The sequence below is a fragment of the Streptomyces sp. NPDC005393 genome (genome assembly GCF_040606675.1).
Taxonomy (GTDB): domain Bacteria; phylum Actinomycetota; class Actinomycetes; order Streptomycetales; family Streptomycetaceae; genus Streptomyces.
The window spans coordinates 331,891-353,547 of record NZ_JBEXFG010000001.1; the positions used below are offsets into that span (position 1 = coordinate 331,891).

Here is a 21,657-nt window from a genome sequence, read left to right on the forward strand (position 1 = left end):
GTCTTCCCCACCCCGCCCCTTCCCGCAGCATCGATACGCGGCTCCGCCGCATGGCAAGGGCTGCACCCTGGACCCTGCCGGGGCTGCACCCCGGACCCTGCCGGGGCTGCACCCCGCTACGCGTCGCGGCGCTTCATCAGCAGATACCCCGCCGTCACGGCCACAGCCACCCACAGTGCCATGATCGCGAAGCCGCCCCAGGGGCCGTAGGGCGGGGGATCCTCGGGGGTGACCACGCGCATGATCTTCTGGCCCGCCTGGTCCGGGAGGTACGCGCCGAACGTCCGGGTCACCGACACATTGGCCAGAATGTTCGAGATCAGGAAGAAGAACGGCATCAGCACGCCCAGCGACAGCATCGGGCTGCGCAGCATCGTGGCGACGGCCATCGAGAAGACGGTGATGAGCGTCATGTAGAGCCCGCCGCCGATGACCGCGCGCAGGACGCCCGGGTCGCCCGGCGAGGCGCCGTAGCGGCCCAGCATCAGCTGGCCGGTGGCGAAGGCGGCGCAGCTGGTCACCAGCCCCACGACCAGCGCGGCCAGCGTCGCCACCGCGATCTTGCAGAAGAGGAGGACGCCGCGGCGCGGAACGGCGGCCAGCGAGGTGCGGATCATTCCGGTGCCGTATTCGCCGGATACCACCAGCACCCCGAAGACGATCATCGCGAGCTGGCCGAGACCGGTGCCGGCGAAGCTGGTGAAGGTCGGGTCGAAGGCGCGTTTGTCGTGGGCCGACAGGGTGGCGTAGTCGTGCCGGACCAGCGCGCTGATCAGCGTGCCGATCGACACCGTGACCGTCACGGCCATGCCCAGCGTCCAGAGGGTCGAACGCACCGAGCGGATCTTGGTCCACTCCGAGCGCAGCACCCGCGTCACCATGGCCATCATCAGGCCCCCTTCGCGACGGGTTCGGCGGCGGCCGGGCGCGCCTCGTACTCCACCGCACCGGCCGTAAGCTGCATGAACGCCTCCTCCAGGGACGCCTGCTGGCGGCTCAGCTCATGCAGGACGAGCCCCTGCCCCGCCAGCAGCTCGCCGAGGTGCGCGGGATCCGCGCCGTCCACCTCCACCGAGCCGTCGGAGCCGGGGACCGCGGGGAAGCCGCCCGCGGTGAGGAGGTCGCGCAGCCGCTCCTGGTCGGGCGAGCGCAGCCGCACATACGACCGTGAGTTCTGGGTGATGAAATCGGACATCGAGGTGTCGGCGAGCAGCCGTCCCCGCCCGATGACCACCAGATGGTCGGCGGTCAGCGCCATTTCGCTCATCAAGTGGCTGGAAACGAAGACGGTACGGCCCTGGGCCGCTAGATCGCGCATCAGATGGCGGATCCAGTGGATGCCCTCGGGATCGAGGCCGTTGACCGGTTCGTCGAACATCAGGATCCGTGGATCGCCCAGCAGCGCCGCCGCGATCCCCAGCCGCTGGCTCATGCCGAGCGAGAAGCCCTTGGAGCGCTTGCGGGCGACGGAGGCGAGCCCGACCATGTCCAGCACCTCGCGCACCCGGGCGCGCGGTACGCCGTTGCTCTGCGCGAGGCACAGCAGATGGTGGTACGCGCTGCGGCCGCTGTGCACGGCCTTGGCGTCGAGCAGGGCGCCGACATGGGTCAGCGGGTTGGTCAGCTGCCGGTAGTGCTTGCCGTCGATACGGACCCGGCCGGCCGAGGGGTGGTCGAGGCCGAGCACGATCCGCATGGTCGTGGACTTGCCCGCGCCGTTCGGGCCCAGGAAGCCGGTGACGATTCCGGGCCGGACGGTGAAGGAGAGGTCGTCCACGGCCGGCGTGTCGCCGTAACGCTTGGTCAGCCCCTCGATCTCGATCATGCGGCCACGCTAAGCGCGGGCCATGCCCCCCGCCACCGGGCCGCCGCCCACCGAGGGAAGGGCCCCGGCTGGGGGCACCTCCCAGCGGTAGCTGGGGGCGAGCCGAAGGGGCGCGCCGCTGTCGTAAGGGAGAGCGCGCGCAGGCCCCTCGGGCTCCTATCGGTTTGGGGTGGCCCCCTCGGCTGGGGGCACCTCCCAGCGGTAGCTGGGGGCGAGCCGAAGGGGCGCGCCGCTGTCGTAAGGGAGAGCGCGCGGAGGCCTCTCGGGCTCCTATCGGTTTGGGGTGGCCCCCCTCGGCGAGTGTGCCGAAGGGGCGCGCCGCTGTCGTAAGGGAGAGCGCGCGGAGGCCGCGAGGAACGAGTGGCCGAGCACGGTCGACCGTCGACAGTGGCTGAAAGCGCCCCGGAGGCGAACCGAGCCCTGAAAAATGGCGCGTGCCCCGCGCCGCTCACCGCGGCACGGGGCACCGTACGCTCCGTCGTGACGGAGCGTCACCGGGTCTGCTGGGCCGGGACGCCGCGGGAGACCGCCTCGTCCTCGCCCGGGGTGCCGGCGGCGGCCACCGCCGCGCCGGTCAGCGTCGCCAGCATCTCGCGGACGTTGGTCAGCTGGGCGTTGATGCTGTCGCGGCGGTTGGTGAGCGCCGCCAGCTCGCGCTCGGACTCGCTGCGGATACGGTCCGCCTTGGCGTTCGCGTCGGCCACGATGTCCTCGGCCTGGCGCTGCGCGGTCTCCACCGTCTGGCGGGCCCGGCGCTCGGCGTCCGTACGCAGCTTCTCGGCCTCAAGGCGCAGCTGCTCCGCGCGGTGCTCGATCTCCGCGAGCCGCTTCTCGGCCTTGGCCTGACGGGAGGCCAGGTCGCGCTCGGACTGCTCGCGCCGCTTGGCCAGGTTCGTCTCGAAGTCGGCGGCGGCCTGCGCGGCCTTGGCGCGGGTCTCCTCGAAGAGGGAGTCCGCCTCCTCGCGCTTGGACTGCGCGTCCTTCTGCGCCTCCTGGCGCAGCGTGGCCGCCTCGCCCTTCGCCTTCTCGACAATACGCTCGCCCTCGTCCTCGGCCTTCGCCTTGCGGTCGGAGGCGAACGACTCGGCGTCGTTGCGCACCTGCTGGGCCGCCGACTCGGCGAGCTCACGGTGCTGATCGGCGGCCCGGCGGGCCTCCTCGCGCAGGTCCTTCGCCTCTTCCTCGGCGAGACGGAGGATCTTCTCGACCCGGGCGCCGAGCCCCGCGTAGGACGGCTCCGAATCGTTGATCTGGGCCTGGGCGTTCTGCGTCTCGAGATGCAGCTCCTCGATGCGCTTTTCCAGCGAGGTGATACGGGCCAGTGCACTGTCACGGTCGGCGACGAGCTTGGTAATGCGGTCGTCCACCTGACCGCGGTCGTACCCACGCCGCACGAGCTCGAAGCCGAAGGGGGAGGAAGTGTCGCTCATGGGGTTCCTGTCGAAAGAGACCGGTGAGGTGATAGAGGGAATCCTAGGGGGCCAAGCGGCGTGTCATCGAGTCAACGTCTGTTTGATCTGGAGAATGTCCAGCCTTTTGAGTGGCAGTAAGACGGAGACCTCGTCACTCGTCGGGATGATACGGACACGACACAGTGAGTGTCGCTAGCCCTCGGACCGTTTTCCACTCGACCTCGTCGCACCCGCACCCGCCGTCGTCTTGGCTCCGCCATTCTCCTTGCCGCCCGCGCCGCCCGACGCGGGGGTCTCGAAGGACTCCAACGCCTCCAGCACGTCCTGGACACGGGAGATCTCCGCGTTGATGTCCTCGCGGCGTCGCTTCAGCAGCTCCAGCTCGCGCTTGCCCTCGTCGACGATCTCCTTCGCCTCGGCCGTGGCCTCGGAGCGGACGCGCTCCGCGTCCCGCGTGGCGTCGGACTTCTTCTGCTCGGCCTCCTTCAGCAGCGCCTCGGCCTTCTTCACCGCCGCGATCCGGACCCGGCTCGCCTCGCTGTTGGCATCCGAGACCAGCGACTTGGCCTTCTCCTCCGCCTTCATCAGCTGCGCCGTCGCGGCCGCGACGAGCTTGTCCACGCGCTCGCCGGTCGACTTCATCTGCTCCGCCGACTCCCGGCGGGCCCGCTCGTGCAACCCCTCGACCTCGGCCTCGACCCGCGCCCGCAGCTCCTCGGCGCGCTCCCGGATGGCGGTCGCGTCGCCGCGCGCCTCGCCGAGCATGGTGTCCGAATCCGTACGGGCCTTCTCCACCATCGCATTGGCCTCGGCCGTGGCCTCGGCGACCAGCCGCTCCGCCTCCTGGCGGGCCACGCCCACCATGGTGTCCGCCTGCTCCTCGGCCGCGGTCGCCGACCGCAGCGCGGCCTCCTGCGCCTCGGCGACGAGCCGCTCGGCCTCCGCCGAGGACTCGGTGACCAGCCGGTCCGCCTGCTCGGCGGCGTCCGAGCGGCGCTTGTTGGCGTCCTCGCGCGCCCGGTCGACCAGCCGGTCGGCCTCCGCCTGCGCCTCGTTGCGGATCCGCTCCGCCTCGGCCGCGACCCGCTCCGCCTCCGCGCGGGTGCGCGCCGCGTGCTGCTGTGCCGAGCTGACGGTCTCCGCGGCCTCGCTGCGCAGCCGCTCGGCCTCGCCGGTGGCCTCCGAGCGGATGGTGTTCGCGTCCCCGCGGGCCTGGGCGCGGGTGCGCGCGGCGTCCTGCTCCGCCGTCGCCCGTGCGTCGGACGCCTCCGTACGCAGCGCCTGCGCCCGCGCGGTGGCCTCGGCGAGCAGCCGCTGCGCCTCCTCCGTCGCACCGGCCATCAGCGTGTCGGCCTGCTCCGCCGCCTCCGCGCGGGTCTTGTGGGCCGACCGGCGCGCCTCGTCGAGCGTCTCGTTGGCCTCCGCGTGCAGCCGCTCGGCCTCGTGCGTGGCCTCGGTGACCAGCCGGTCGGCCTGCTCGGCCGCCTCGGCGCGGCGCCGGTTCGCGTCCTCGCGGGCCTGTGCGCTCAGCCGGTCCGACTCGTTGATCGCCTCCGAAACCGTACGCTCCGCGAGCGACTTGGCGGCCTCGGTCTCCTCCTGCGCCTCGCGCCGCAGCCGCGACGCGTCCTCCGAGGCGCGCTCCCGCTCCGCGTACGCGTCCGCGCGGACCCGGTCGGCCTCCTCCTGCGCCTCGTGGCGGGTGCGCTGCGCCGCGTGCTCGGCGGCCGTACGCAGCCCCGCGATCTCCGCCTCGGCCTGCTCGTGCAGCCCCGCGACCGAGTCCCGCACCTGCTGCGCGGTCTGCTCGGCGGCCGCCACCAGACCGGCAGAGCGCCGCTCCGCCTCCTCGACCAGCTGCTGCGCCTCGGTCTGCGCCTCGGAGACCCGGGTCCGGGCGGCGGCCAGCAGCTCCTCGCCCTGCTCGCGCGCCGTCGTCCGCTCCGCTTGCGCCTCCTCGCGCGCGTCGGTCAGCAGCTCCTCGGCCTCGCGGCGGCGACGGGCCGCCTCCTCCTGGGCGGCCGCCAGGGCCTCCGCGGCCTCGGCGCCGATCCGCTCGGCGGCGCTCGCCGCCTCCGCCCGCACCCGGTCGGCCGTCTCCTGCGCCTCGGAGCGCAGCCGCTCGGCCTCCGCCGTGGCCTCGCCGCGCAGCCGTACGGCCACCGACTCGCCCTCGGCCCGCGCGTTCGACGCGTCCGCCGCGGCCTCGTCGCGCAGCCGGTCGGCCTCCTCCTCGGCCTGCTGGCGCAGCGCGTTCAGCCGCTCCGCGGACTCCGCGCGCTGCCGCTCGATCTCCTCGCCGGTCTCCCGGCGCAGCCGCTCGGCCTCGGCGCGGGCGTCCCGCAGCGCCTGGTCGGCGGAGGCGAGCCGCTGCTCGGCCTCCTGGTGCAGCCGGGTCAGCTCGCTCTCGGCCTCGGCGCGGCGGTCCTCGGCGGCCCGCTCGGCCTGCTCGCGCATCTCCTCGGCCGCGCGGGACGCCTCCGACTTGACCCGCTCGGCCTGCTCATCGGCCGAGGACACCAGCTCCTCGGCCTCGCCGCGGGCCCGCTTCAGCAGCTCGTCGGCCTGCCTGCGCAGCGCGTTCGCCCGCTCGATCGCCTCGGTGCGGACCCGCTCGCTCTCCGTGGTCGCGCCCGAGCGGGTCTCCTCCGCGTCGGCCTTCGCCTTCGTCAGCAGGTCCTCGGCGCTGGTGGCCGCCTCCTCGATCTGCTGGACCGCCTCGCGGCGCGCCTCGGCGCGGATCCGCTCGCCCTCGGCCACCGCCTCGGACCGCAGCTGCTCGGCCTCGCCGCGCAGCCGGCGCGCCTCCTCCTGCAGCTCGACGGTCTTGGCGCGGTACTCCTTGGTGTCGTCCTTCGCCGAGCCCTTGAGCTGCTCGGCGGCGTCGTGCGCCTCGGCGCGCAGCCGGTCCGCCTCCGCCTCGGCCTCGCGCCGGATCCGCTCCGCCTCGTCGGCGGCCGCCTTGGTGGTGGCCTGCGCGTTGTCCGACGCCCGGGACAGCACCTCCTCGGCGCTCCGGGCCGCCTTGGCGAGCTGCGCCGCGGAGTCCTCGGCCACCCTGGCCCGCGCGTCGTCGCCCGCCTCGGCGAGCAGCCGCTCGGCCTCGGCGCGGGCGTCGTCCCGCAGCTGCTCGGCCTCGGTCCGCAGCGCCTCGGCCTCCTTGGTGGCCTCGCCGACCAGCCGGGCGACCTCCGCCTTGGCCGTGCGGGTGCGCTGCTCATTGTCCGACTCGGCGGCCGAGAGCCGCTTGGTCGCCGCGTCCTTGGCCTCGGTGAGCACCTTCTCGGCCTCGGCGCGCGCCTCGCGCAGCGCCGTCTCGGCCTGCTGCATCCGCTGCTCGGCGGCGCGGGTCTGCTCGACGGCCGCACGGCGGGCCTCGTCCGCCTCGTTCGCCGTGGTGCTGCGCAGCTGCTCGGCGTGTTCGGTGGCCTCCTGGGCCCGGGCGCCCGCCGCGTTGAGCAGCCGCTCGGCGTCGGTGCGGGCCCGGCGCAAGATCGTGTCGGCCTCGGCGCGGGCGGCCTCCGCCTCGGAGCCGAGCCGCTGACGGGCCTGCTCGGCCAGGCGCTGCGCCTCGGCGCGGGCCGCGGACAGGGCCTGCTCGGCCTCCGCCCGGGACTCGTCCATCAGCCGGCGGGCCTGCGCCTCGGCACGGGCCCGCAGCTGCTCGGCCCAGGCCACGTTCTCGTTGACATGCGACTCGACGGTGGCGCGCCGCTCCGCGAGCTCCTGGTCCAGCCGCTGCCGCCGGGCCACGGCCTCGGCATGCAGCTCGGCTTCGAGCCGGGCCTGCTGCTCGGCCTGCTCCTGCAGCAGCCGCTGGGTCTGGGCCCGGGTCTCGCGCAGCTCGCGCTCGGCGTTGGCGCGCAGCTGATCCGCCTGGAGCTGCGCGTCCCGCAGCAACTGCTCTGCCTGATAGCCGAGATTGGCGCTGTCGTAGGCAGGGCGGCTCGCCAGATTGCGGCGCGCCTCATGCAGCTTGGCGCGCAGCACCTCGACTTGGTAGCCGAGGTCGTCGGCGTGCTGGACGGCCTTCTCCCGCTCGGTCTTCAGCCGCTCCATCTCGGCCTCGAACTTCGAGAGGTGGTCGTCAGGCTCGTAGCGGTCGTAGCCCCGCACTGCGCGGTCCCATCCGTCCCCTTGTCGCGGTGGCGGCCGGCTCCGTACCTCGCGGTCCCCCGATGGTCCCTTGCGGTACCCGGGGTTCCTTGGCGGTTCCCTTGCGGTCCCGACCTGGCGAGGTGCGTGCCGGGTCGGACCGGAGCTGGCCCTTCCGAAGAAATGGTGTCAGATCATCGGCAAAGCCTGGGCCGGACCCCGATCCGATTCCCGTACCCCGGCCGAGGCTGCACTCTACCGGCCGGGGAAGGGGTAGGTCAGTGGTCCGTTTCAGTGGCCCCCTTCCGCGGGGTCCGCGGCGGTGACGAGTTCGGTCAGCACACCATGGCAGTCCTTGGGGTGCAGGAAGGTGATCCGCGAGTCCATCGAGCCACGGCGGGGCTGCTCGTAGAGGACCCGGACGCCCTTGTCGCGGATGGCCTCGGAGTCGGCGTCGACGTCGGCGGTGCCGAAGGCGATGTGGTGGACGCCCTCACCGTTCTTGGCCAGCCACTTGCCGACCGCCGAGTCCTCCCTGGTCGGCTCCAGGAGCTGCAGATACGAGGCTCCGCCGTCGGAGGTCTCGTTGATCTTGAGCATGGCCTCGCGGACGCCCTGCTCCTCGTTGATCTCGGAGTGGAACACCTCGAAGCCATACGTGGCACGGTAGAACTCGACGGTCTTGTCGAGGTCGAAACAGGCGATCCCGATGTGGTCGATTCGCGTCAGCATGAGGACAGTGCACCGCTCACCCAGGCGGTTACGCAACGTGCGCGCGATCACACTGGTGGAGCGGTGACCGTACGGGGTACTCGTCAGTACATTGACGATAACCCTCGTTAACTTCCTTCTTCTCGTGAAGGGAAGCACCAATGACTCGTACGACATCTGTGATTGTGGCGGGCGCCCGGACGCCCATGGGACGGCTGCTCGGCAGCCTGCGCTCGTTCTCCGGCGCCGACCTCGGCGGAATCGCGATCAAGGCCGCGCTGGACCGGGCCGGGGTCGGCGGTGAGCAGGTGCAGTACGTGATCATGGGCCAGGTGCTGCAGGCCGGCGCCGGGCAGATCCCCGCCCGGCAGGCGGCCGTCAAGGCCGGCATCCCGATGAGCGTGCCCGCGCTCACGGTCAACAAGGTCTGCCTCTCCGGGCTGGACGCCATCGCCCTCGCCGACCAGCTGATCCGCGCGGGTGAGTTCGACATCGTGGTCGCGGGCGGCCAGGAATCCATGACCAACGCCCCCCATCTGCTCCCCAAGTCCCGTGAGGGCCACAAGTACGGCCCCATCGAGATGCTCGACGCGATGGCCCACGACGGGCTGACCGACGCCTTCGAGAACATCGCCATGGGCGAGTCCACCGAGAAGCACAACACCCGGCTGGGCATCCTCCGCCCCGAGCAGGACGAGATCGCCGCCCGCTCCCACCAGCGGGCCGCCGCCGCCCAGAAGAACGGCCTGTTCGACGCCGAGATCACGCCGGTCGAGATCCCGCAGCGCAAGGGCGACCCGGTCGTCTTCGCCAAGGACGAGGGCATCCGCGGCGAGACCACCGTCGAATCCCTGGCCAAGCTGCGCCCCGCGTTCTCCAAGGACGGGACGATCACGGCCGGGACGGCCTCGCAGATCTCCGACGGCGCCGCCGCCGTCGTCGTCATGAGCAAGGCCAAGGCCGAGGAACTGGGCCTGGAGTGGATCGCCGAGATCGGCGCCCACGGGAATGTGGCCGGGCCCGACAACTCCCTCCAGTCGCAGCCGTCCAACGCGATCACGCAGGCGCTGGGCAAGGAGGGGCTGACGGTTCGCGATCTTGATCTCATCGAGATCAACGAGGCGTTCGCGGCGGTCGCGGTGCAGTCAATGAAGGACCTGGGCGTTTCCTCCGAAAAGGTGAACGTGAATGGGGGCGCGATTGCCCTTGGACACCCCATTGGGATGTCCGGTGCGCGGATCGTGCTGCATTTGGCGCTGGAGCTGCGGCGGCGGGGCGGCGGCGTGGGGGCGGCGGCGCTGTGCGGTGGCGGCGGGCAGGGGGATGCGTTGATCATCCGCGTGCCGGGCGCGTAGCTTCTCGACGCGTTTCGTCGCGCCCCGTCCCGTCCCGTTTCGTCTCGTCGTATTTCGTATGTCGTCCGTTCCGAGCGTTGAGGAGCGCAGCACCCATGGCCGCAGCACCTATGGCTGACGTGCCCACCCTGGTGGAGCAGGCCCGGCAGGGGCGGCCGCGTGCGGTCGCCCGGCTCATCTCGCTGATCGAAGGCGATTCGCCGCGGTTGCGCGAGGTGATGGCCGCGCTCGCTCCGCTGGCCGGGGGCGCGTACGTGGTCGGGGTGACCGGGTCGCCGGGGGTCGGCAAGTCCACGTCGACCTCCGCGCTCGTCTCGGCGTACCGGAGGGTCGGGAAGCGGGTGGGGGTCCTCGCGGTCGACCCCTCCTCGCCCTTCTCCGGCGGGGCGCTCCTCGGCGACCGCGTACGGATGTCCGAGCACGCGTCGGACCCCGGCGTCTACATCCGCTCCATGGCCACGCGCGGGCACCTGGGCGGGCTGGCATGGGCCGCCCCCCAGGCCATCCGGGTGCTCGACGCGGCCGGCTGCGATGTGGTGATCGTGGAGACGGTGGGCGTCGGCCAGTCCGAGGTCGAGATCGCCGCGCAGGCCGATACGAGCGTGGTGCTGCTCGCACCGGGCATGGGGGACGGGATCCAGGCGGCCAAGGCCGGAATCCTGGAGATCGGCGATGTGTACGTGGTCAACAAGGCCGACCGGGACGGGGCCGACGCCACGGCCCGGGAGCTCAACCACATGCTCGGGCTGGGCGAGGCGCGGTCGCCGGGGGACTGGCGGCCGCCGATCGTCAAGACGGTGGCGGCGCGGGCCGAGGGGATCGAGGAGGTCGTCGAGGCGCTGGAGAAGCACCGGGCGTGGATGGAGGAGCACGGGGTGCTGGCGGAGCGCCGCATGCGGCGGGCGGCGGGCGAGGTCGAGACGATAGCGGTGACGGCGCTGCGGGCGCGGATCGGTGACCTGCACGGGGACCGTCGGCTGGGGGCGCTGGCGGAGCGGGTGGTGGCGGGGGAGCTGGATCCGTATGCGGCGGCGGACGAGTTGGTGGCGGGGGTGACGGAGGGGGCGTAGCGGTGTGCGGGTGCCGGGTGCCGGGTGCCGGGTGCCGGGTGCCGGGTGCCGGCGGGTGCCGCCGGGTGCCGGGTGCCGGGTGCGGGGCCTCCGGGGCGGGGGGTCTGGACCGTATATTTACGGCGCCGGTGCCCGGAAGCGTGGTGTTGCCCGGAGATGGGCGCCACAAATACACGTAAGCGTCCAGACCCCCCACCCCTGCACCCCCGCCCCCTCCCGTCTCGTCGCCGACCCCGCCCGCGTGGGCCCGTCCCCGTCCGATCGCCGGGTTCGGGGCTGGTGGCGGTGCCCCGCCCCCTCCCGAGCGTCCCCTGCTTCTCACTCGGTGCCTCCCCGGCCGGGCGGTCGCCTGTGCGGAGCCCCCGCAGACAGCCGCGCCTGAGCCTGACGACAGCGATATCCGGGACTGACCCTGCCCCCGCATGCGTCCGCGGGGGCTTTCGCGTGCAGCAGGCTTCCGCAACGCTGCGGGCTCACTTACTGAACGAAGATCACCATTCTAGTTTGCGACTCGAAAATCAGCAGCGCCATGCGCCGCCAACCAGATCCGCTTCGCGGAAGCTGCCATCGGCGACGCGGCGGGGCACTTCTTCCCATTCGCGGATCACTCTGCGCTTGCCGTCCGGAGTGAAGGGCCAATCGGCGCGAATGCCGCGATACCGAGCAAGCAAGACAGCCACCTGGTAGCTAGGTTTATGTCTTTGCGTTGTCGCACGGCTCCGGCACTGTCGAGGAATCCATTTACGTACGACCTCACCATGAGAAGCTCGTCGTACACGTCCGCAGGAGGCGTAGCGGAAATCGACTATTACGACCCGCGCCCGGTCGGCATCGTGCCCTGCCGGTAGCCTCTTTGGCGCATCCGGCGCCCTCGCGGCTCGTGGACGTTCCGACGATCCCACTGCGCCTGGATGGAGAGACACCCGCCCTGGTGCGTCCCTACGTCACCGCCCACGAGAAGCGGCAGGAGCACGTGGCGTGGAGTGGGGCCCGGTGAACGCCCCGGCTCCGGCGCCTGGCTGCGCCCTGTGCGCGGTGCCCGGTGCATTCGGGCACCGTGACCCCAGCGATCCGCGCTCGGGTCTGTGCCCGGCGTGTATCGCTGCGGGCAGGCCCACCCGCGAGGGTCTGGAGCGGGCCGTGGTGATCGTGGCCGGGCAGTCCCTCGCGGGCGCCGAATCTCTCGACCTGGCCACTGCCGCGCCGGTAGAACTGGCCTACCACCTGGGCGCGGTGAAAAGGAGTCTGCACAGCGTGCTTCAACCCCTCGCGCCAGTCGAGGGGGAGGTCCGGTGAACGCCGACGAATGTTCCCGGATGACGATGCGGGTCTACTGCGCGACCCGCGACGGGATCGTGACAGCCGGACGGGCGGTGGTAGGCGTGATTGTCGGGATGGATGACACGAACCCGCACCCACCGGGCGCGGCCTCTTTCCTGGAACAGGAAGGGGCGAGGTGGGAGGCTCCGCCCGCCGCAGGCGCCCGCGGCGCCCGCGCGCGACAATGGCGACAATGGCGAGGCCGCACCAGCCTCGCCATCGTGCGGGTCAGACCCGGCCGCGCTGCGCGCGCAGATGGTCGGCCACGGGCACCAGTGACGCGTAGAGCGCCTCGAGGTCGGCCGGGGCGAGCAGGTCGATGAAGTGCCTGCGGACGGACGCGACATGGTGGGGCGCGACCTTGCGCATGATGTCCCAGCCCTGCTCGGTGAGGACCGCGTAGAGCCCGCGCCGGTCGGATTCGCAGTTCTCGCGGCGGACCAGGCCGGCGTTCTCCATCCGGGTGATCTGATGGGAGAGACGGCTCTTGGACTGCAGGGTCGCGGAGGCGAGGTCGCTCATCCGCATCCGGTGGTCCTCCGACTCCGAGAGGTTGACCAGGATCTCGTAGTCGTTCATCGTCAGGCCGAACGGCTGCAGGTCTTTTTCGAGCTGGTAGGTCAGCAGCCGGCTGACGTCCAGATGGGTGCGCCACGCGCGCTGTTCCTCATTGCTGAGCCAGCGCGTGCCGTTCTCGGTCTCCATGGGATGTATTCTACCTATAGAAGTTGAATTCCGAACCAATGGATGTATCGGGCTAGAGGTCACCTGTTCGACGCTACACTCCGCACGCTTGTGCTCACGAACCGGTACCCCCTGTTGCGCCAACCTCTATCTGGGCCATGACGTCCTCCGTGGACTGGAGCAGCACGGTCCCGGCGCCCACGAACTCGAACTGATGCTCCTCGCCCGATGTGCCCCCGATGCCCGTGCGCGCCCGTATCCCGCCGAGGAAACCGCGCAGATACGCGTGGTCGTAGTGGTGGCAGGGGGAGGGGCAGTCGGCCCAGCCGACGAGGGCCTGCGGATCCACCCGGATCGGCGGCTCCATGAAGACCACGGGCCCGTTGGAGGCCGCCACGAACGTGCCCGTGCCGATGAGGGTGAGAAAGCCCGGGACGATCGACTGCTTGAGCGCGAGGGACGGCTGAAAGGCGAGGAGATTGCCGGACCGGATGGTGAGGTTGCCGTCGTCGAGGTCGTAGGAGTTGACGTCGAAGGCGCGGTCCGCGAGCACCATCTTGCCCTGGCCCTCGGCGACCACCCACTCCGCGGCGTGCAGCGGGGAGTGGAAGCTGCCCGCGACGAGATGGTCGAGACGGCCGAGCCCTATGCCCTGGAAGTCGATCTTCCCGTAATAGGCGACCATCTTCCCCTTCTGCAGGAACCACTGGCCGTCCAGGTCCACGCTGAAGGCGTACGGATTGATGTTGCCATTGGCCGGGAGCGTGTGGGCGTCATGGACGACCGGGCCGTTCACAGCTTCTCCTCCGATGCCTGGACATAGACCATGCCGGTGCCGGACAACTCCAGTTGGAACGCCTCCCCCGAGCCCCGGCCCACCATTTCGCGCCAGCCGATCGCCGTCGAGAGCTTATTGCGAACATCACCCCGGTGGGCGACATACGCCTGCGGATCGACATGGACCGGCCGCCCGGGGTGTATCGGCAGCTCGATCACGCCGCCGTGCGCCATGACCGCGGCGGACCCCTGCCCCTCCAAGGTGGTGGTGAACAGCCCCTGGCCGGTGACCTGGCCGCGCACCATGCCCATCACCCCGCCCTGCGAGCCCATGAACATCGTGCCCTGGCGCAGCGATCCGTCGAAGGCCAGCAGCCGGTCCGACTCGACGTAGAGCGTGTCGCCGATCAGACCGATCACATGCACATGGTGGCCGCCGTGCCCGAACATCACCGTGCCCTGGCCCTCGACGGTCATCAGCGGCGTCGCCTCATTGGCGACCCGGCGCCCGATCATCCCCATCACCCCGCGCTGTCCGCCGGTGATGCTGGGGGTGAACCGTACGTCACCGCGGTACGCGAGCATCGCGCCGCGCTGGCTGAAGAGCGTCTGGCCGGGCATCACCTGGGCCTCGACCATCCGGGAGGTGAGGGTGGTGAACGGCATGTCAGAGCTCACCCCCGACCGTGTTGCGCTCGCTCGGTTGGATGTACACCAGCCCGTCCCCCTCGAAGCGGATCTGGAAGGACTCGCCTCCGCTCTCGCCTATGAGCGCACGGAAGTTCACCCCCGACTGGAAGTGCTGTTTGAGGTTCCCGGTGTGGGCGATGTACGCGCCCGGGTCGACCTGGAGCGGCGTCTGCGGGGTGACACGCAGCACGATCGCCGTGCCGTCGGAGAGGACCGCCGCCTGGCCGGTGCCCTCGACGGTCGTGGTGAACAGGCCGTTGCCCTGCGCGGAGCCGCGCAGTCCGGTGAAGGAGGTGCCGGTGCGCAGCGCGGCGTCCGCGCACAGCAGATTGCTGGCCTCCACGTACAGCTTCTCGCCGTGCAGCGACACCAGGTTGATCTCGCTCGCCCGGTCGGCGAAGTAGCACGTGCCGTGCCCCTTCACCTCCATGACCGCCATCTGCTCACCGGTGAGCCGCCGGGTCACCATCCCGCGCAGCCCCTCCCCGCCGCCGGTCTTCTTCTTGAAGGTCATCTCCCCCTCGTACGCGACCATCGCGCCGTTCTTGGCCTTCACGGAGTCGCCGGTCATGTCGACCGCGAGCACCTTGCTTCCCTGGAGCCGAAACTGAGCCACGGAGCCGACGTTATCGGTCTCTCACGTCGGCGGACAGGGACCACCGGGGCGGCCACGGTGACCCGCGAGCGATGATCGCCCGCAATGCTGTCACAATGGGCGATGGCTTGTGCATGACTTCACAAGCCATCCGTGTCCTCCTCACGCGAAGGTGCTCCCGTGGACCTCAAGACCGCCACCGCGCTGCGCCGGCTCCGCCTGGTCTCCGCGCCCGAGGCCGTGTCCTTCCTGCTGCTGCTCGTCTGCTCGGTGCTCAAGCGCACGACCGACTTCAACGCGGTGCCGGTGATGGGCATGGTGCACGGCGTCCTGTTCATCCTGTACCTGGTCTTCTGGGCGGACGCCTGGAACCGCACCAAGTGGACGTGGCAGACCGCCGCCCTCTACTTCGTCCTCTCCGTCCTGCCCACCGGCGGATTCTTCGCCGAGCGCAAGCTCAAGCGCGAGACCGAGGCGAGCGTCATCGCGGCCCGCGCCCGCAAGGAGGGCGTGGTCAACGCATGATCGTCGCCTTTTCGGTGACGCCGCTGGGCGTCGGCGAGGACGTGGGCGCATACGTCGCGGACGCGGTGCGGGTGGTCCGGGAATCGGGGCTGCCCAACCGTACGGACGCGATGTTCACGTCCATCGAGGGCGAGTGGGACGAGGTCATGGCCGTCGTCAAGCGAGCCGTCGCGGCGGTGGAGGCACGGGCGCCGAGGGTCTCGGTCGTCCTGAAGGCCGATATCCGACCGGGTGTGACGGACGGCCTGACGTCCAAGGTCGACACGGTGGAGCGCCACCTGTCCGCGTAGTGGTGCGTGGGGCTCCGCCCCGGCGGACCCGGGGCGACGCCCCCGGACCTCGGCCGGGGTCCCGCCCCCCGGGCGGCGCTCCTCACACGCCGGAGGGGCTGGCGTGCCCGGCCGGGAGAAATCCAGTCCGTCCCGACACCTCCAAGCGGTGGCTGGGGGGAGTCCCGGGGGCCCGGAACGGAGCCCCTGGAAGGGATCGGGCGGGGGTGTCAGCCCCCGCCCGTCGGCGCCATGCCGAGCGGCGTTCGTACAGCACCTGACGGCCCTGGCGGCGCGAGGTCAGGCGGCCGGCGTTCCGCAGGACCGTCAGACCGGCGCGGCGAAGCCGCTCACCACATCCGGCCGGACGAAGACGCTCGCGGTGGCCGAGTTCGCGCCGGTGCATGTCGTGGCGGCGGTGGGGGCGGCTGCGGGGCGGTCTGCTCGCTGCTGGTGGCGCTGGAGGTGCGGCGCGCCGTCGCCGGGGCCGGGCCCGAAGTGTGAGACCGGGCTGACCACGATATGACCGGCCGGTAGGGTCGGTACCGTGCCCAAGCCGCTCAGCCTGCCGTTCGATCCCATCGCCCGCGCCGACGAACTCTGGAAGCAGCGATGGGGGTCCGTGCCTTCCATGGCCGCGATCACCTCGATCATGCGGGCCCAGCAGATTCTGCTGAGCCAGGTCGACGCCGTGGTCAAGCCGTACGGACTGACCTTCGCCCGCTATGAGGCGCTGGTGCTGCTCACCTTCTCCAAGGCCGGTGAGCTGCCCATGTCGAAGATCGGCGAGCGGCTCATGGTGCACCCCACCTCGGTCACCAACACGGTGGACCGCCTGGTCAAGTCGGGTCTGGTCGACAAGCGGCCGAATCCCGACGACGGCCGCGGCACGCTGGCCTCCATCACCGACCGGGGCCGTGAGGTGGTCGAGTCGGCCACCCGCGATCTGATGGCGATGGACTTCGGGCTCGGGGCGTACGACGCCGAGGAGTGCGACCGGATCTTCGCGATGCTGCGTCCGCTGCGGATCGCCGCGGACGACTTCGAAGAAGAGGCATAACAGGCCCGAGCCACCGCCGGGGGCGGCGAAGATCGCCCCGGAACGGACGGTTACGCTCAGTGCCATGAAACGAAGCGTCCTGACCCGCTACCGGGTGATGGCCTATGTCACCGGCGTCCTGCTGATCCTGCTGACCATCGGCGTGGTCGCCAAGTATCTGCTGGACATGGACGGCGCGGCCGGGTTCGTCAGCGTCGTCGGCATCGCCCACGGCTGGCTGTACGTCCTGTACCTGGTCTTCGCCTTCGACCTGGGCTCCAAGGCGAAGTGGCCGTTCGGCAAGCTGGCGTGGCTGCTGCTCGCGGGCACGATCCCGACCGCGGTCTTCTTCGTGGAGCGCAAGGTCGTCCGCGAGGTCGGCCCGCAGGCCACCGACGCGGCGCCGCAGCCCGCGAAGGTCTGACGGCGCTCCGCGCTCTCATCTCGCGCCGGGCCGCTCACCTGCGGGTACGGTCCGGCGGGCCACTCGATCGGCCACCTCGGGCCGTCAGCCGTCGACAATTAGTTGGACGTCCTAGTAAATTTGAACCATGGACGCCGAAGGCATTGAGGCAGGCCGCCGTCGCTGGCAGGCCCGGTACGACGCGGCTCGCAAGCGCGAGGCCGACTTCACCACGCTCTCGGGTGATCCCGTCGAGCCGGTCTACGGACCCGCCGCGGGCGACACCGTCGAGGGGTTCGAGCGGATCGGCTGGCCGGGCGAGTTCCCGTTCACCCGCGGCCTCTATCCCACCGGCTACCGCGGCCGGGCCTGGACCATCCGCCAGTTCGCGGGGTTCGGCAACGCCGAGCAGACCAATGAGCGCTACAAGATGATCCTGGAGGCGGGCGGCGGCGGTCTTTCGGTCGCCTTCGACATGCCGACCCTGATGGGCCGCGACTCCGACGATCCGCGCTCGCTCGGCGAGGTCGGCCACTGCGGCGTCGCCATCGACTCCGCGGCCGACATGGAGCGCCTCTTCAAGGACATCCCGCTCGGCGATGTGACCACCTCGATGACGATCAGCGGCCCGGCCGTCCCCGTCTTCTGTATGTATCTGGTCGCCGCCGAGCGCGAGGGCGTCGACACCTCGGTGCTCAACGGCACGCTCCAGACGGACATCTTCAAGGAGTACATCGCGCAGAAGGAGTGGCTCTTCCCGCCCGAGCCCCATCTGCGGCTGATCGGCGACCTGATGGAGTACTGCGCGCACGGCGTCCCCGACTACAAGCCGCTCTCCGTCTCCGGCTACCACATCCGCGAGGCCGGGGCGACGGCCGCGCAGGAGCTCGCGTACACCCTCGCCGACGGCTTCGGCTATGTGGAGCTCGGGCTCTCCCGCGGGCTGGACGTCAACACCTTCGCGCCCGGTCTGTCCTTCTTCTTCGACGCGCACATCGACTTCTTCGAGGAGATCGCCAAGTTCCGCGCGGCGCGCCGGATCTGGGCCCGCTGGATGCGCGATGTCTACGGGGCGACCTCCGAGAAGGCGCAGTGGCTGCGGTTCCACACCCAGACCGCCGGGGTCTCGCTGACCGCGCAGCAGCCGTACAACAACGTCGTTCGGACCGCCGTGGAGGCCCTCTCCGCGGTCCTCGGCGGCACCAACTCGCTGCACACCAACGCCCTGGACGAGACCCTCGCGCTGCCCAGTGAGCAGGCCGCCGAGATCGCCCTGCGCACCCAGCAGGTGCTCATGGAGGAGACCGGGCTCCTCAATGTGGCCGATCCGCTGGGCGGTTCCTGGTATGTCGAGGCGCTGACCGACCGGATCGAGGCCGACGCCGAGAAGATCTTCGAGCAGATCAAGGAGCGGGGCCGCCGCGCGGTGCCGGACGGGCAGCATCCGGTCGGCCCGATCACCTCCGGCATTCTGCGCGGTATCGAGGACGGCTGGTTCACCGGTGAGATCGCCGAGTCCGCCTTCCAGTACCAGCGGGCGCTGGAGAAGGGCGACAAGAAGGTCGTCGGGGTCAACTGCGCCCATGGCTCGGTCACCGGCGATCTGGAGATCCTGCGGGTGAGCCACGAGGTCGAGCGCGAGCAGGTGCGGGTGCTGGGCGGCCGGAGGGCCGGGCGCGACGAGGCGAAGGTCGCCGCGGGGCTCAAGGGGATGCTGGCCGCCGCCCGGGACGGCTCCAACATGATCGAGCCGATGCTGGAGGCCGTGCGCGCCGAGGCGACGCTCGGCGAGATCTGCGACGCCCTGCGCGACGAGTGGGGCATCTATACGGAGCCCGCCGGCTTCTGATCGTGCCCCGGTACGGGCTCCGGCACCGCGTAGGCGCCGGAGCTCGCCGCGGCCAGCCCGTGCAGCAGGAGCACCGAGAACTCACGGGCCCACCGCGGGTCCACCGGCTCCGCGCTGACCAGCATGCGGTGCACCACCGCGCCCGCGATCACATCGAAGATCAGGTTCGCGTTGCGGGCCGCCGCGTGCGGATCCTCCTCGCGCGGCAGCTCGCCGCGCAGCTGTGCCCGCTCGCGACCGATCAGTACAAGCCGCTTCTGCCGGTCCACGATCGCCGACCGGACCCGGTCCCGCAGCGCGTCGTCGTGGGTGGCCTCGGCGATGACGGCCATCAGCGCCGTCTTGGTCTCGGGGCGCTCCAGCAGCGCGGCGAACCGGAGCACCACGTCCTCGATATCGGCCTGCAGACTGCCGCGGTCGGCGACCTCCAGCTGCTCGTCGAAGACCGCCGCGACCGCGTCCACGACCAGCTCGCTCTTGCCCGCCCAGCGGCGGTAGAGGGTCGTCTTGGCGACGCCGGCGCGCGCCGCGACATCCCCCAGCGTCAGTTTCGCCCAGCCGAGCTCGACCAGGGCGGCGCGGGTGGCGCCGAGGATGGCGCGGTCGGCCTCGGCGCTGCGGGGGCGCCCGGTGCGGCGTGCGGGCGTGCTCATGGCCGGGACCCTACCCGCCAGTACCGGGAGGAGTCCCGGTGAGTTACGCTACGGCTCGTAGCGTAAGGCGTGTGCCCGGTCCGTACGTCGGGTGGTGCGCTTTTCCATTCGCCGCGTGAAGAGGGGAGGATAGGACCATGCAGCCACGGAACATGTCCATGAGTGGAGTGGTCGACCTCGCCGCGGTGAAGGCGGCCGGAGAAGCGAAGCAGAAGGCGGAGACGGCGCGGGCCCAGGCGGCCCGCACCGGTGGCGCCCCCGCGCCCACGCGTCTGGTCTTCGACGTCGACGAAGCGGGTTTTCAGCAGGAGGTCCTGCAGCGCTCCACCGAAGTACCGGTCGTCATCGACTTCTGGGCCGAGTGGTGCGAGCCGTGCAAGCAGCTCGGTCCCATCCTGGAGCGGCTGGCCGAAGAGTACGCGGGGCGGTTCGTCCTCGCGAAGATCGACGTCGACGCCAACCAGATGCTCTTCCAGCAGTTCGGCGTCCAGGGCATCCCCGCGGTCTTCGCGGTGGTCGCGGGCCAGCCGGTGCCGCTCTTCCAGGGAGCCGCGCCCGAGGCGCAGATCCGTCAGGTGCTGGACCAGCTGATCCAGGCCGCGGAGCAGCAGTTCGGCATCGTGGGTACACCTGTTGAGGGCGGAGCGGAGGCGGAGCCCGCGCAGGAGGAGGCCGCCGAGCAGCCGCCCGCGTCGCCGCACGACGCCGCGCTCGCGGCGGCCCATGAGGCGCTGGACGCGGGTGACCTGGGCGGCGCGGTGCAGGCGTACAAGAACGTGCTCGCGGACGACCCGGGCGACGGCGAGGCGAAGCTGGGCCTGGCGCAGGCCGAGCTGTTGCAGCGGGTTCAGGGTCTGGACGCACAGCAGGTGCGCAAGGCGGCCGCCGAGAACCCGGGGGACGTGGCGGCGCAGATCGCGGCGGCCGACCTGGATCTGGTGGGCGGTCATGTGGAGGACGCTTTCGGACGTTTGGTCGAAACGGTGCGTCGCACGACGGGGAACGACCGGGAGGCGGCGCGCGTCCATCTCCTCGGTCTCTTCGATGTGATCGGCGGTGACGACCCCCGAGTGGTCACGGCGCGTAGTGCGTTGGCACGCGTGCTGTTCTGACCTCTGGCATCTCAAACAGCACAGCGACCGCTCTTTACTAAAACTTGGTAAACGCGGTCGCTGTTACTGCCAGTAAATGTGCGTCAGTACTTTGTCCGGTCCTGGAGTAAATCTCCCCCTCTTTCCGGTCACCGTGCGACGACCCTGCGTGCCCGGCCTCGACCATCCTGCCGCAGTTCGGTTATCCGTCCGTTACTCGCTGGTAACGAACCCCTTGTGCCTCAGCCAGGAATGGACCACGATCGGCCAAGCTCGGTCCGTTCCCCGCAGCCCGGCAGCCGGTCGGTGCGTCGGGGAACGGGTCCCCACCGGGCAGGCCGGCGGCAGTGACGTCGGCCTTGGACAGGGGGGTCTCTGCCCAACAGGCAGGGCCTGTCCAGGAGGTTGCGCGAGAAGCGTGGCCAGTGGTTGTCGCTCGGGGGTGATCGCCGGTGTTGCGGGTGCGGTGTGCGCCTGTGAGACGTGGGCGCTCTCCTTCCCGAGGACGTAGCACTTCTCCCATCCCAGGTCCGGGGCTGGACGCCCCGGCCGGAGATGTACGTCCGAGAAGGAGGAAAGTCATGGAGTCTCTGGCTCGTGGCGGGACCAGATGGAAGCGGTTCGCCGTTGTCATGGTGCCGAGCGTTGCTGCCACGGCCGCGATTGGCGTCGCCCTGTCACAGGGTGCGCTCGCGGCTTCGTTCAACGTGTCCGGCCAGCAGTTCAAGGTCACGGCCGACCGGCTTGACGGTACGGGCTTCGCCCAGTACGGCGCCCTTGACACGCAGCACGGGGGGAAGACCATCCCCGTCGCCGTGTCGGCGTTCAAGAGTGCCAAGATCAAGGGTCTGTGCCAGTCCGTCGTGGTTCCGGTCCCGGTCTTCGGCGATGTGTCGCTGAAGCTGTCGGCCGGCAACGGCAGCAAGTTGGTCGAAGCCAAGAACCTCTTCATCGATCTCGATCAGCTGGACGCGGACGCGACGTTCCGCGGGATCGACATCGGTGTGGCGGCGGGCGACGCGTCCAAGGGTCCCGGCATCAAGAAGGGCGACAAGGCCGATCCCGGTGCCTTCGCCCAGCAGGCCGATTCCGCGACGCTGACCGATGTGAAGCAGACCGCCTGGGCGACCAGCGCGGGCACGTTCAAGCTCTCGGGCCTTTCGATGAAGGTCAGCAAGGGTAAGAACGAGTGCTTCTGACGCGCTGAGCTGGGGGTGAGGGGCCGCGGCGCTGCCCCTCACCCGGCATCGCCCGGCAGCGCATATGCGCCATGCTTTTTAGTACCGCTGTAGAA

General features: G+C 70.8%; 21 protein-coding genes. 9 read left to right on the forward strand and 12 right to left on the reverse strand.

What is annotated here, in order from left to right:
* Nucleotides 1-116: 116 nt before the first annotated feature.
* From ABZS71_RS01665 to mce, 5 genes are all read right to left on the reverse strand, one after another.
* Nucleotides 117-887, reverse strand: a complete 771-nt coding sequence (locus ABZS71_RS01665; RefSeq protein ID WP_356206856.1) for an ABC transporter permease — start codon at nucleotides 885-887, stop codon at nucleotides 117-119.
* Nucleotides 888-889: 2 nt separating this feature from the next.
* Nucleotides 890-1,825 carry an ATP-binding cassette domain-containing protein gene (locus ABZS71_RS01670; protein ID WP_356206630.1) on the reverse strand — a complete coding sequence of 312 codons (936 nt, stop codon included), beginning with the start codon at nucleotides 1,823-1,825 and terminating at the stop codon, nucleotides 890-892.
* 491 nt (nucleotides 1,826-2,316) lie between these two features.
* Nucleotides 2,317-3,255: a cellulose-binding protein gene (locus ABZS71_RS01675; protein WP_355846623.1), complete on the reverse strand. Its 939-nt coding sequence runs from the start codon at nucleotides 3,253-3,255 to the stop codon at nucleotides 2,317-2,319.
* Nucleotides 3,256-3,429: 174 nt separating this feature from the next.
* On the reverse strand, nucleotides 3,430-7,353 hold the full coding sequence (gene scy, locus ABZS71_RS01680; RefSeq protein WP_356206633.1) for a polarized growth protein Scy: 3,924 nt from the start codon (nucleotides 7,351-7,353) through the stop codon (nucleotides 3,430-3,432).
* A 270-nt stretch (nucleotides 7,354-7,623) separates the two neighbouring features.
* Nucleotides 7,624-8,064 carry a methylmalonyl-CoA epimerase gene (mce, locus tag ABZS71_RS01685; RefSeq protein ID WP_355846629.1) on the reverse strand — a complete coding sequence of 147 codons (441 nt, stop codon included), beginning with the start codon at nucleotides 8,062-8,064 and terminating at the stop codon, nucleotides 7,624-7,626.
* Nucleotides 8,065-8,222: 158 nt separating this feature from the next.
* On the opposite strand from mce, the gene ABZS71_RS01690 reads away from it, so the two are divergent.
* Both ABZS71_RS01690 and meaB read left to right on the forward strand, forming a co-directional pair.
* Nucleotides 8,223-9,398: an acetyl-CoA C-acetyltransferase gene (locus ABZS71_RS01690; protein ID WP_355846820.1), complete on the forward strand. Its 1,176-nt coding sequence runs from the start codon at nucleotides 8,223-8,225 to the stop codon at nucleotides 9,396-9,398.
* A gap of 110 nt (nucleotides 9,399-9,508) precedes the next feature.
* Nucleotides 9,509-10,468, forward strand: coding sequence for a methylmalonyl Co-A mutase-associated GTPase MeaB (meaB, locus tag ABZS71_RS01695; RefSeq protein WP_355846823.1), 960 nt, complete (start codon nucleotides 9,509-9,511; stop codon nucleotides 10,466-10,468).
* 518 nt (nucleotides 10,469-10,986) lie between these two features.
* On the opposite strand, the gene ABZS71_RS01700 is transcribed toward meaB, so the two are convergent.
* The 5 genes from ABZS71_RS01700 to ABZS71_RS01720 all read right to left on the reverse strand — a co-directional run bounded on the left by ABZS71_RS01700 (nucleotide 10,987) and on the right by ABZS71_RS01720 (nucleotide 14,555).
* On the reverse strand, nucleotides 10,987-11,148 hold the full coding sequence (locus ABZS71_RS01700) for a hypothetical protein (protein ID WP_355846632.1): 162 nt from the start codon (nucleotides 11,146-11,148) through the stop codon (nucleotides 10,987-10,989).
* 868 nt (nucleotides 11,149-12,016) lie between these two features.
* Nucleotides 12,017-12,493, reverse strand: a complete 477-nt coding sequence (locus tag ABZS71_RS01705; RefSeq protein WP_355846638.1) for a MarR family transcriptional regulator — start codon at nucleotides 12,491-12,493, stop codon at nucleotides 12,017-12,019.
* A gap of 94 nt (nucleotides 12,494-12,587) precedes the next feature.
* Nucleotides 12,588-13,268, reverse strand: coding sequence for an AIM24 family protein (locus ABZS71_RS01710; protein WP_356206635.1), 681 nt, complete (start codon nucleotides 13,266-13,268; stop codon nucleotides 12,588-12,590).
* Nucleotides 13,265-13,915: an AIM24 family protein gene (locus tag ABZS71_RS01715; protein WP_355846644.1), complete on the reverse strand. Its 651-nt coding sequence runs from the start codon at nucleotides 13,913-13,915 to the stop codon at nucleotides 13,265-13,267. Before ABZS71_RS01715 ends, ABZS71_RS01710 begins: the two co-directional genes overlap by 4 nt.
* A gap of 1 nt (nucleotide 13,916) precedes the next feature.
* Nucleotides 13,917-14,555 (reverse strand): AIM24 family protein, encoded by a 639-nt coding sequence (locus tag ABZS71_RS01720; protein WP_355846647.1) that lies wholly within the window; start codon nucleotides 14,553-14,555, stop codon nucleotides 13,917-13,919.
* Nucleotides 14,556-14,714: 159 nt separating this feature from the next.
* Between ABZS71_RS01720 and ABZS71_RS01725 the strand changes: the two genes are divergently transcribed.
* Nucleotides 14,715-15,059, forward strand: coding sequence for a DUF3817 domain-containing protein (locus ABZS71_RS01725; RefSeq protein WP_355846650.1), 345 nt, complete (start codon nucleotides 14,715-14,717; stop codon nucleotides 15,057-15,059).
* Nucleotides 15,056-15,349, forward strand: coding sequence for an MTH1187 family thiamine-binding protein (locus tag ABZS71_RS01730; protein ID WP_355846653.1), 294 nt, complete (start codon nucleotides 15,056-15,058; stop codon nucleotides 15,347-15,349). The genes ABZS71_RS01725 and ABZS71_RS01730 overlap by 4 nt, the downstream gene beginning before the upstream one ends.
* A gap of 306 nt (nucleotides 15,350-15,655) precedes the next feature.
* Here ABZS71_RS01730 and ABZS71_RS01735 read toward each other — a convergent pair whose 3' ends face one another.
* Complete coding sequence (locus ABZS71_RS01735; RefSeq protein ID WP_355846656.1) at nucleotides 15,656-15,883, reverse strand: hypothetical protein; 228 nt, start codon at nucleotides 15,881-15,883, stop codon at nucleotides 15,656-15,658.
* Here ABZS71_RS01735 and ABZS71_RS01740 point away from each other — a divergent pair.
* The 3 genes from ABZS71_RS01740 (at nucleotide 15,876) to ABZS71_RS01750 (ending at nucleotide 18,619) form a co-directional block, all read left to right on the forward strand.
* Nucleotides 15,876-16,388: a MarR family transcriptional regulator gene (locus ABZS71_RS01740; protein ID WP_355846659.1), complete on the forward strand. Its 513-nt coding sequence runs from the start codon at nucleotides 15,876-15,878 to the stop codon at nucleotides 16,386-16,388. The two genes, ABZS71_RS01735 and ABZS71_RS01740, sit on opposite strands and share 8 nt — an antisense overlap.
* Nucleotides 16,389-16,452: 64 nt before the next feature.
* Nucleotides 16,453-16,791: a DUF3817 domain-containing protein gene (locus ABZS71_RS01745; RefSeq protein ID WP_355846662.1), complete on the forward strand. Its 339-nt coding sequence runs from the start codon at nucleotides 16,453-16,455 to the stop codon at nucleotides 16,789-16,791.
* A 127-nt stretch (nucleotides 16,792-16,918) separates the two neighbouring features.
* The gene (locus ABZS71_RS01750; RefSeq protein ID WP_355846665.1) at nucleotides 16,919-18,619 is read left to right on the forward strand and encodes a methylmalonyl-CoA mutase family protein; all 1,701 of its coding nucleotides are present in this window, start codon (nucleotides 16,919-16,921) and stop codon (nucleotides 18,617-18,619) included.
* On the opposite strand, the gene ABZS71_RS01755 is transcribed toward ABZS71_RS01750, so the two are convergent.
* Nucleotides 18,595-19,272: a TetR/AcrR family transcriptional regulator gene (locus tag ABZS71_RS01755; protein ID WP_355846668.1), complete on the reverse strand. Its 678-nt coding sequence runs from the start codon at nucleotides 19,270-19,272 to the stop codon at nucleotides 18,595-18,597. The two genes, ABZS71_RS01750 and ABZS71_RS01755, sit on opposite strands and share 25 nt — an antisense overlap.
* 137 nt (nucleotides 19,273-19,409) lie before the next feature.
* Between ABZS71_RS01755 and ABZS71_RS01760 the strand changes: the two genes are divergently transcribed.
* A complete protein-coding gene (locus ABZS71_RS01760) occupies nucleotides 19,410-20,384 on the forward strand; it encodes a tetratricopeptide repeat protein (protein ID WP_355846671.1) in 975 nt (324 codons plus the stop codon).
* A 560-nt stretch (nucleotides 20,385-20,944) separates the two neighbouring features.
* Nucleotides 20,945-21,562: a DUF6230 family protein gene (locus ABZS71_RS01765; protein WP_355846674.1), complete on the forward strand. Its 618-nt coding sequence runs from the start codon at nucleotides 20,945-20,947 to the stop codon at nucleotides 21,560-21,562.
* Nucleotides 21,563-21,657 lie beyond the last annotated feature (95 nt).

What these genes read in the sequence shown, in the direction of transcription:
- ABZS71_RS01730 (WP_355846653.1), top strand. Translation starts at nt 15,056, where the DNA reads ATGATCGTCGCCTTTTCGGTGACGCCGCTGGGCGTCGGCGAGGACGTG.
- ABZS71_RS01745 (WP_355846662.1), top strand. Translation starts at nt 16,453, where the DNA reads ATGAAACGAAGCGTCCTGACCCGCTACCGGGTGATGGCCTATGTCACC.
- ABZS71_RS01715 (WP_355846644.1), bottom strand. Translation starts at nt 13,915, where the DNA reads ATGCCGTTCACCACCCTCACCTCCCGGATGGTCGAGGCCCAGGTGATG.
- ABZS71_RS01665 (WP_356206856.1), bottom strand. Translation starts at nt 887, where the DNA reads ATGGCCATGGTGACGCGGGTGCTGCGCTCGGAGTGGACCAAGATCCGC.
- ABZS71_RS01705 (WP_355846638.1), bottom strand. Translation starts at nt 12,493, where the DNA reads ATGGAGACCGAGAACGGCACGCGCTGGCTCAGCAATGAGGAACAGCGC.
- ABZS71_RS01670 (WP_356206630.1), bottom strand. Translation starts at nt 1,825, where the DNA reads ATGATCGAGATCGAGGGGCTGACCAAGCGTTACGGCGACACGCCGGCC.
- ABZS71_RS01760 (WP_355846671.1), top strand. Translation starts at nt 19,410, where the DNA reads ATGCAGCCACGGAACATGTCCATGAGTGGAGTGGTCGACCTCGCCGCG.
- ABZS71_RS01765 (WP_355846674.1), top strand. Translation starts at nt 20,945, where the DNA reads ATGGAGTCTCTGGCTCGTGGCGGGACCAGATGGAAGCGGTTCGCCGTT.
- ABZS71_RS01675 (WP_355846623.1), bottom strand. Translation starts at nt 3,255, where the DNA reads ATGAGCGACACTTCCTCCCCCTTCGGCTTCGAGCTCGTGCGGCGTGGG.
- mce (WP_355846629.1), bottom strand. Translation starts at nt 8,064, where the DNA reads ATGCTGACGCGAATCGACCACATCGGGATCGCCTGTTTCGACCTCGAC.
- ABZS71_RS01755 (WP_355846668.1), bottom strand. Translation starts at nt 19,272, where the DNA reads ATGAGCACGCCCGCACGCCGCACCGGGCGCCCCCGCAGCGCCGAGGCC.
- ABZS71_RS01750 (WP_355846665.1), top strand. Translation starts at nt 16,919, where the DNA reads ATGGACGCCGAAGGCATTGAGGCAGGCCGCCGTCGCTGGCAGGCCCGG.
- meaB (WP_355846823.1), top strand. Translation starts at nt 9,509, where the DNA reads ATGGCTGACGTGCCCACCCTGGTGGAGCAGGCCCGGCAGGGGCGGCCG.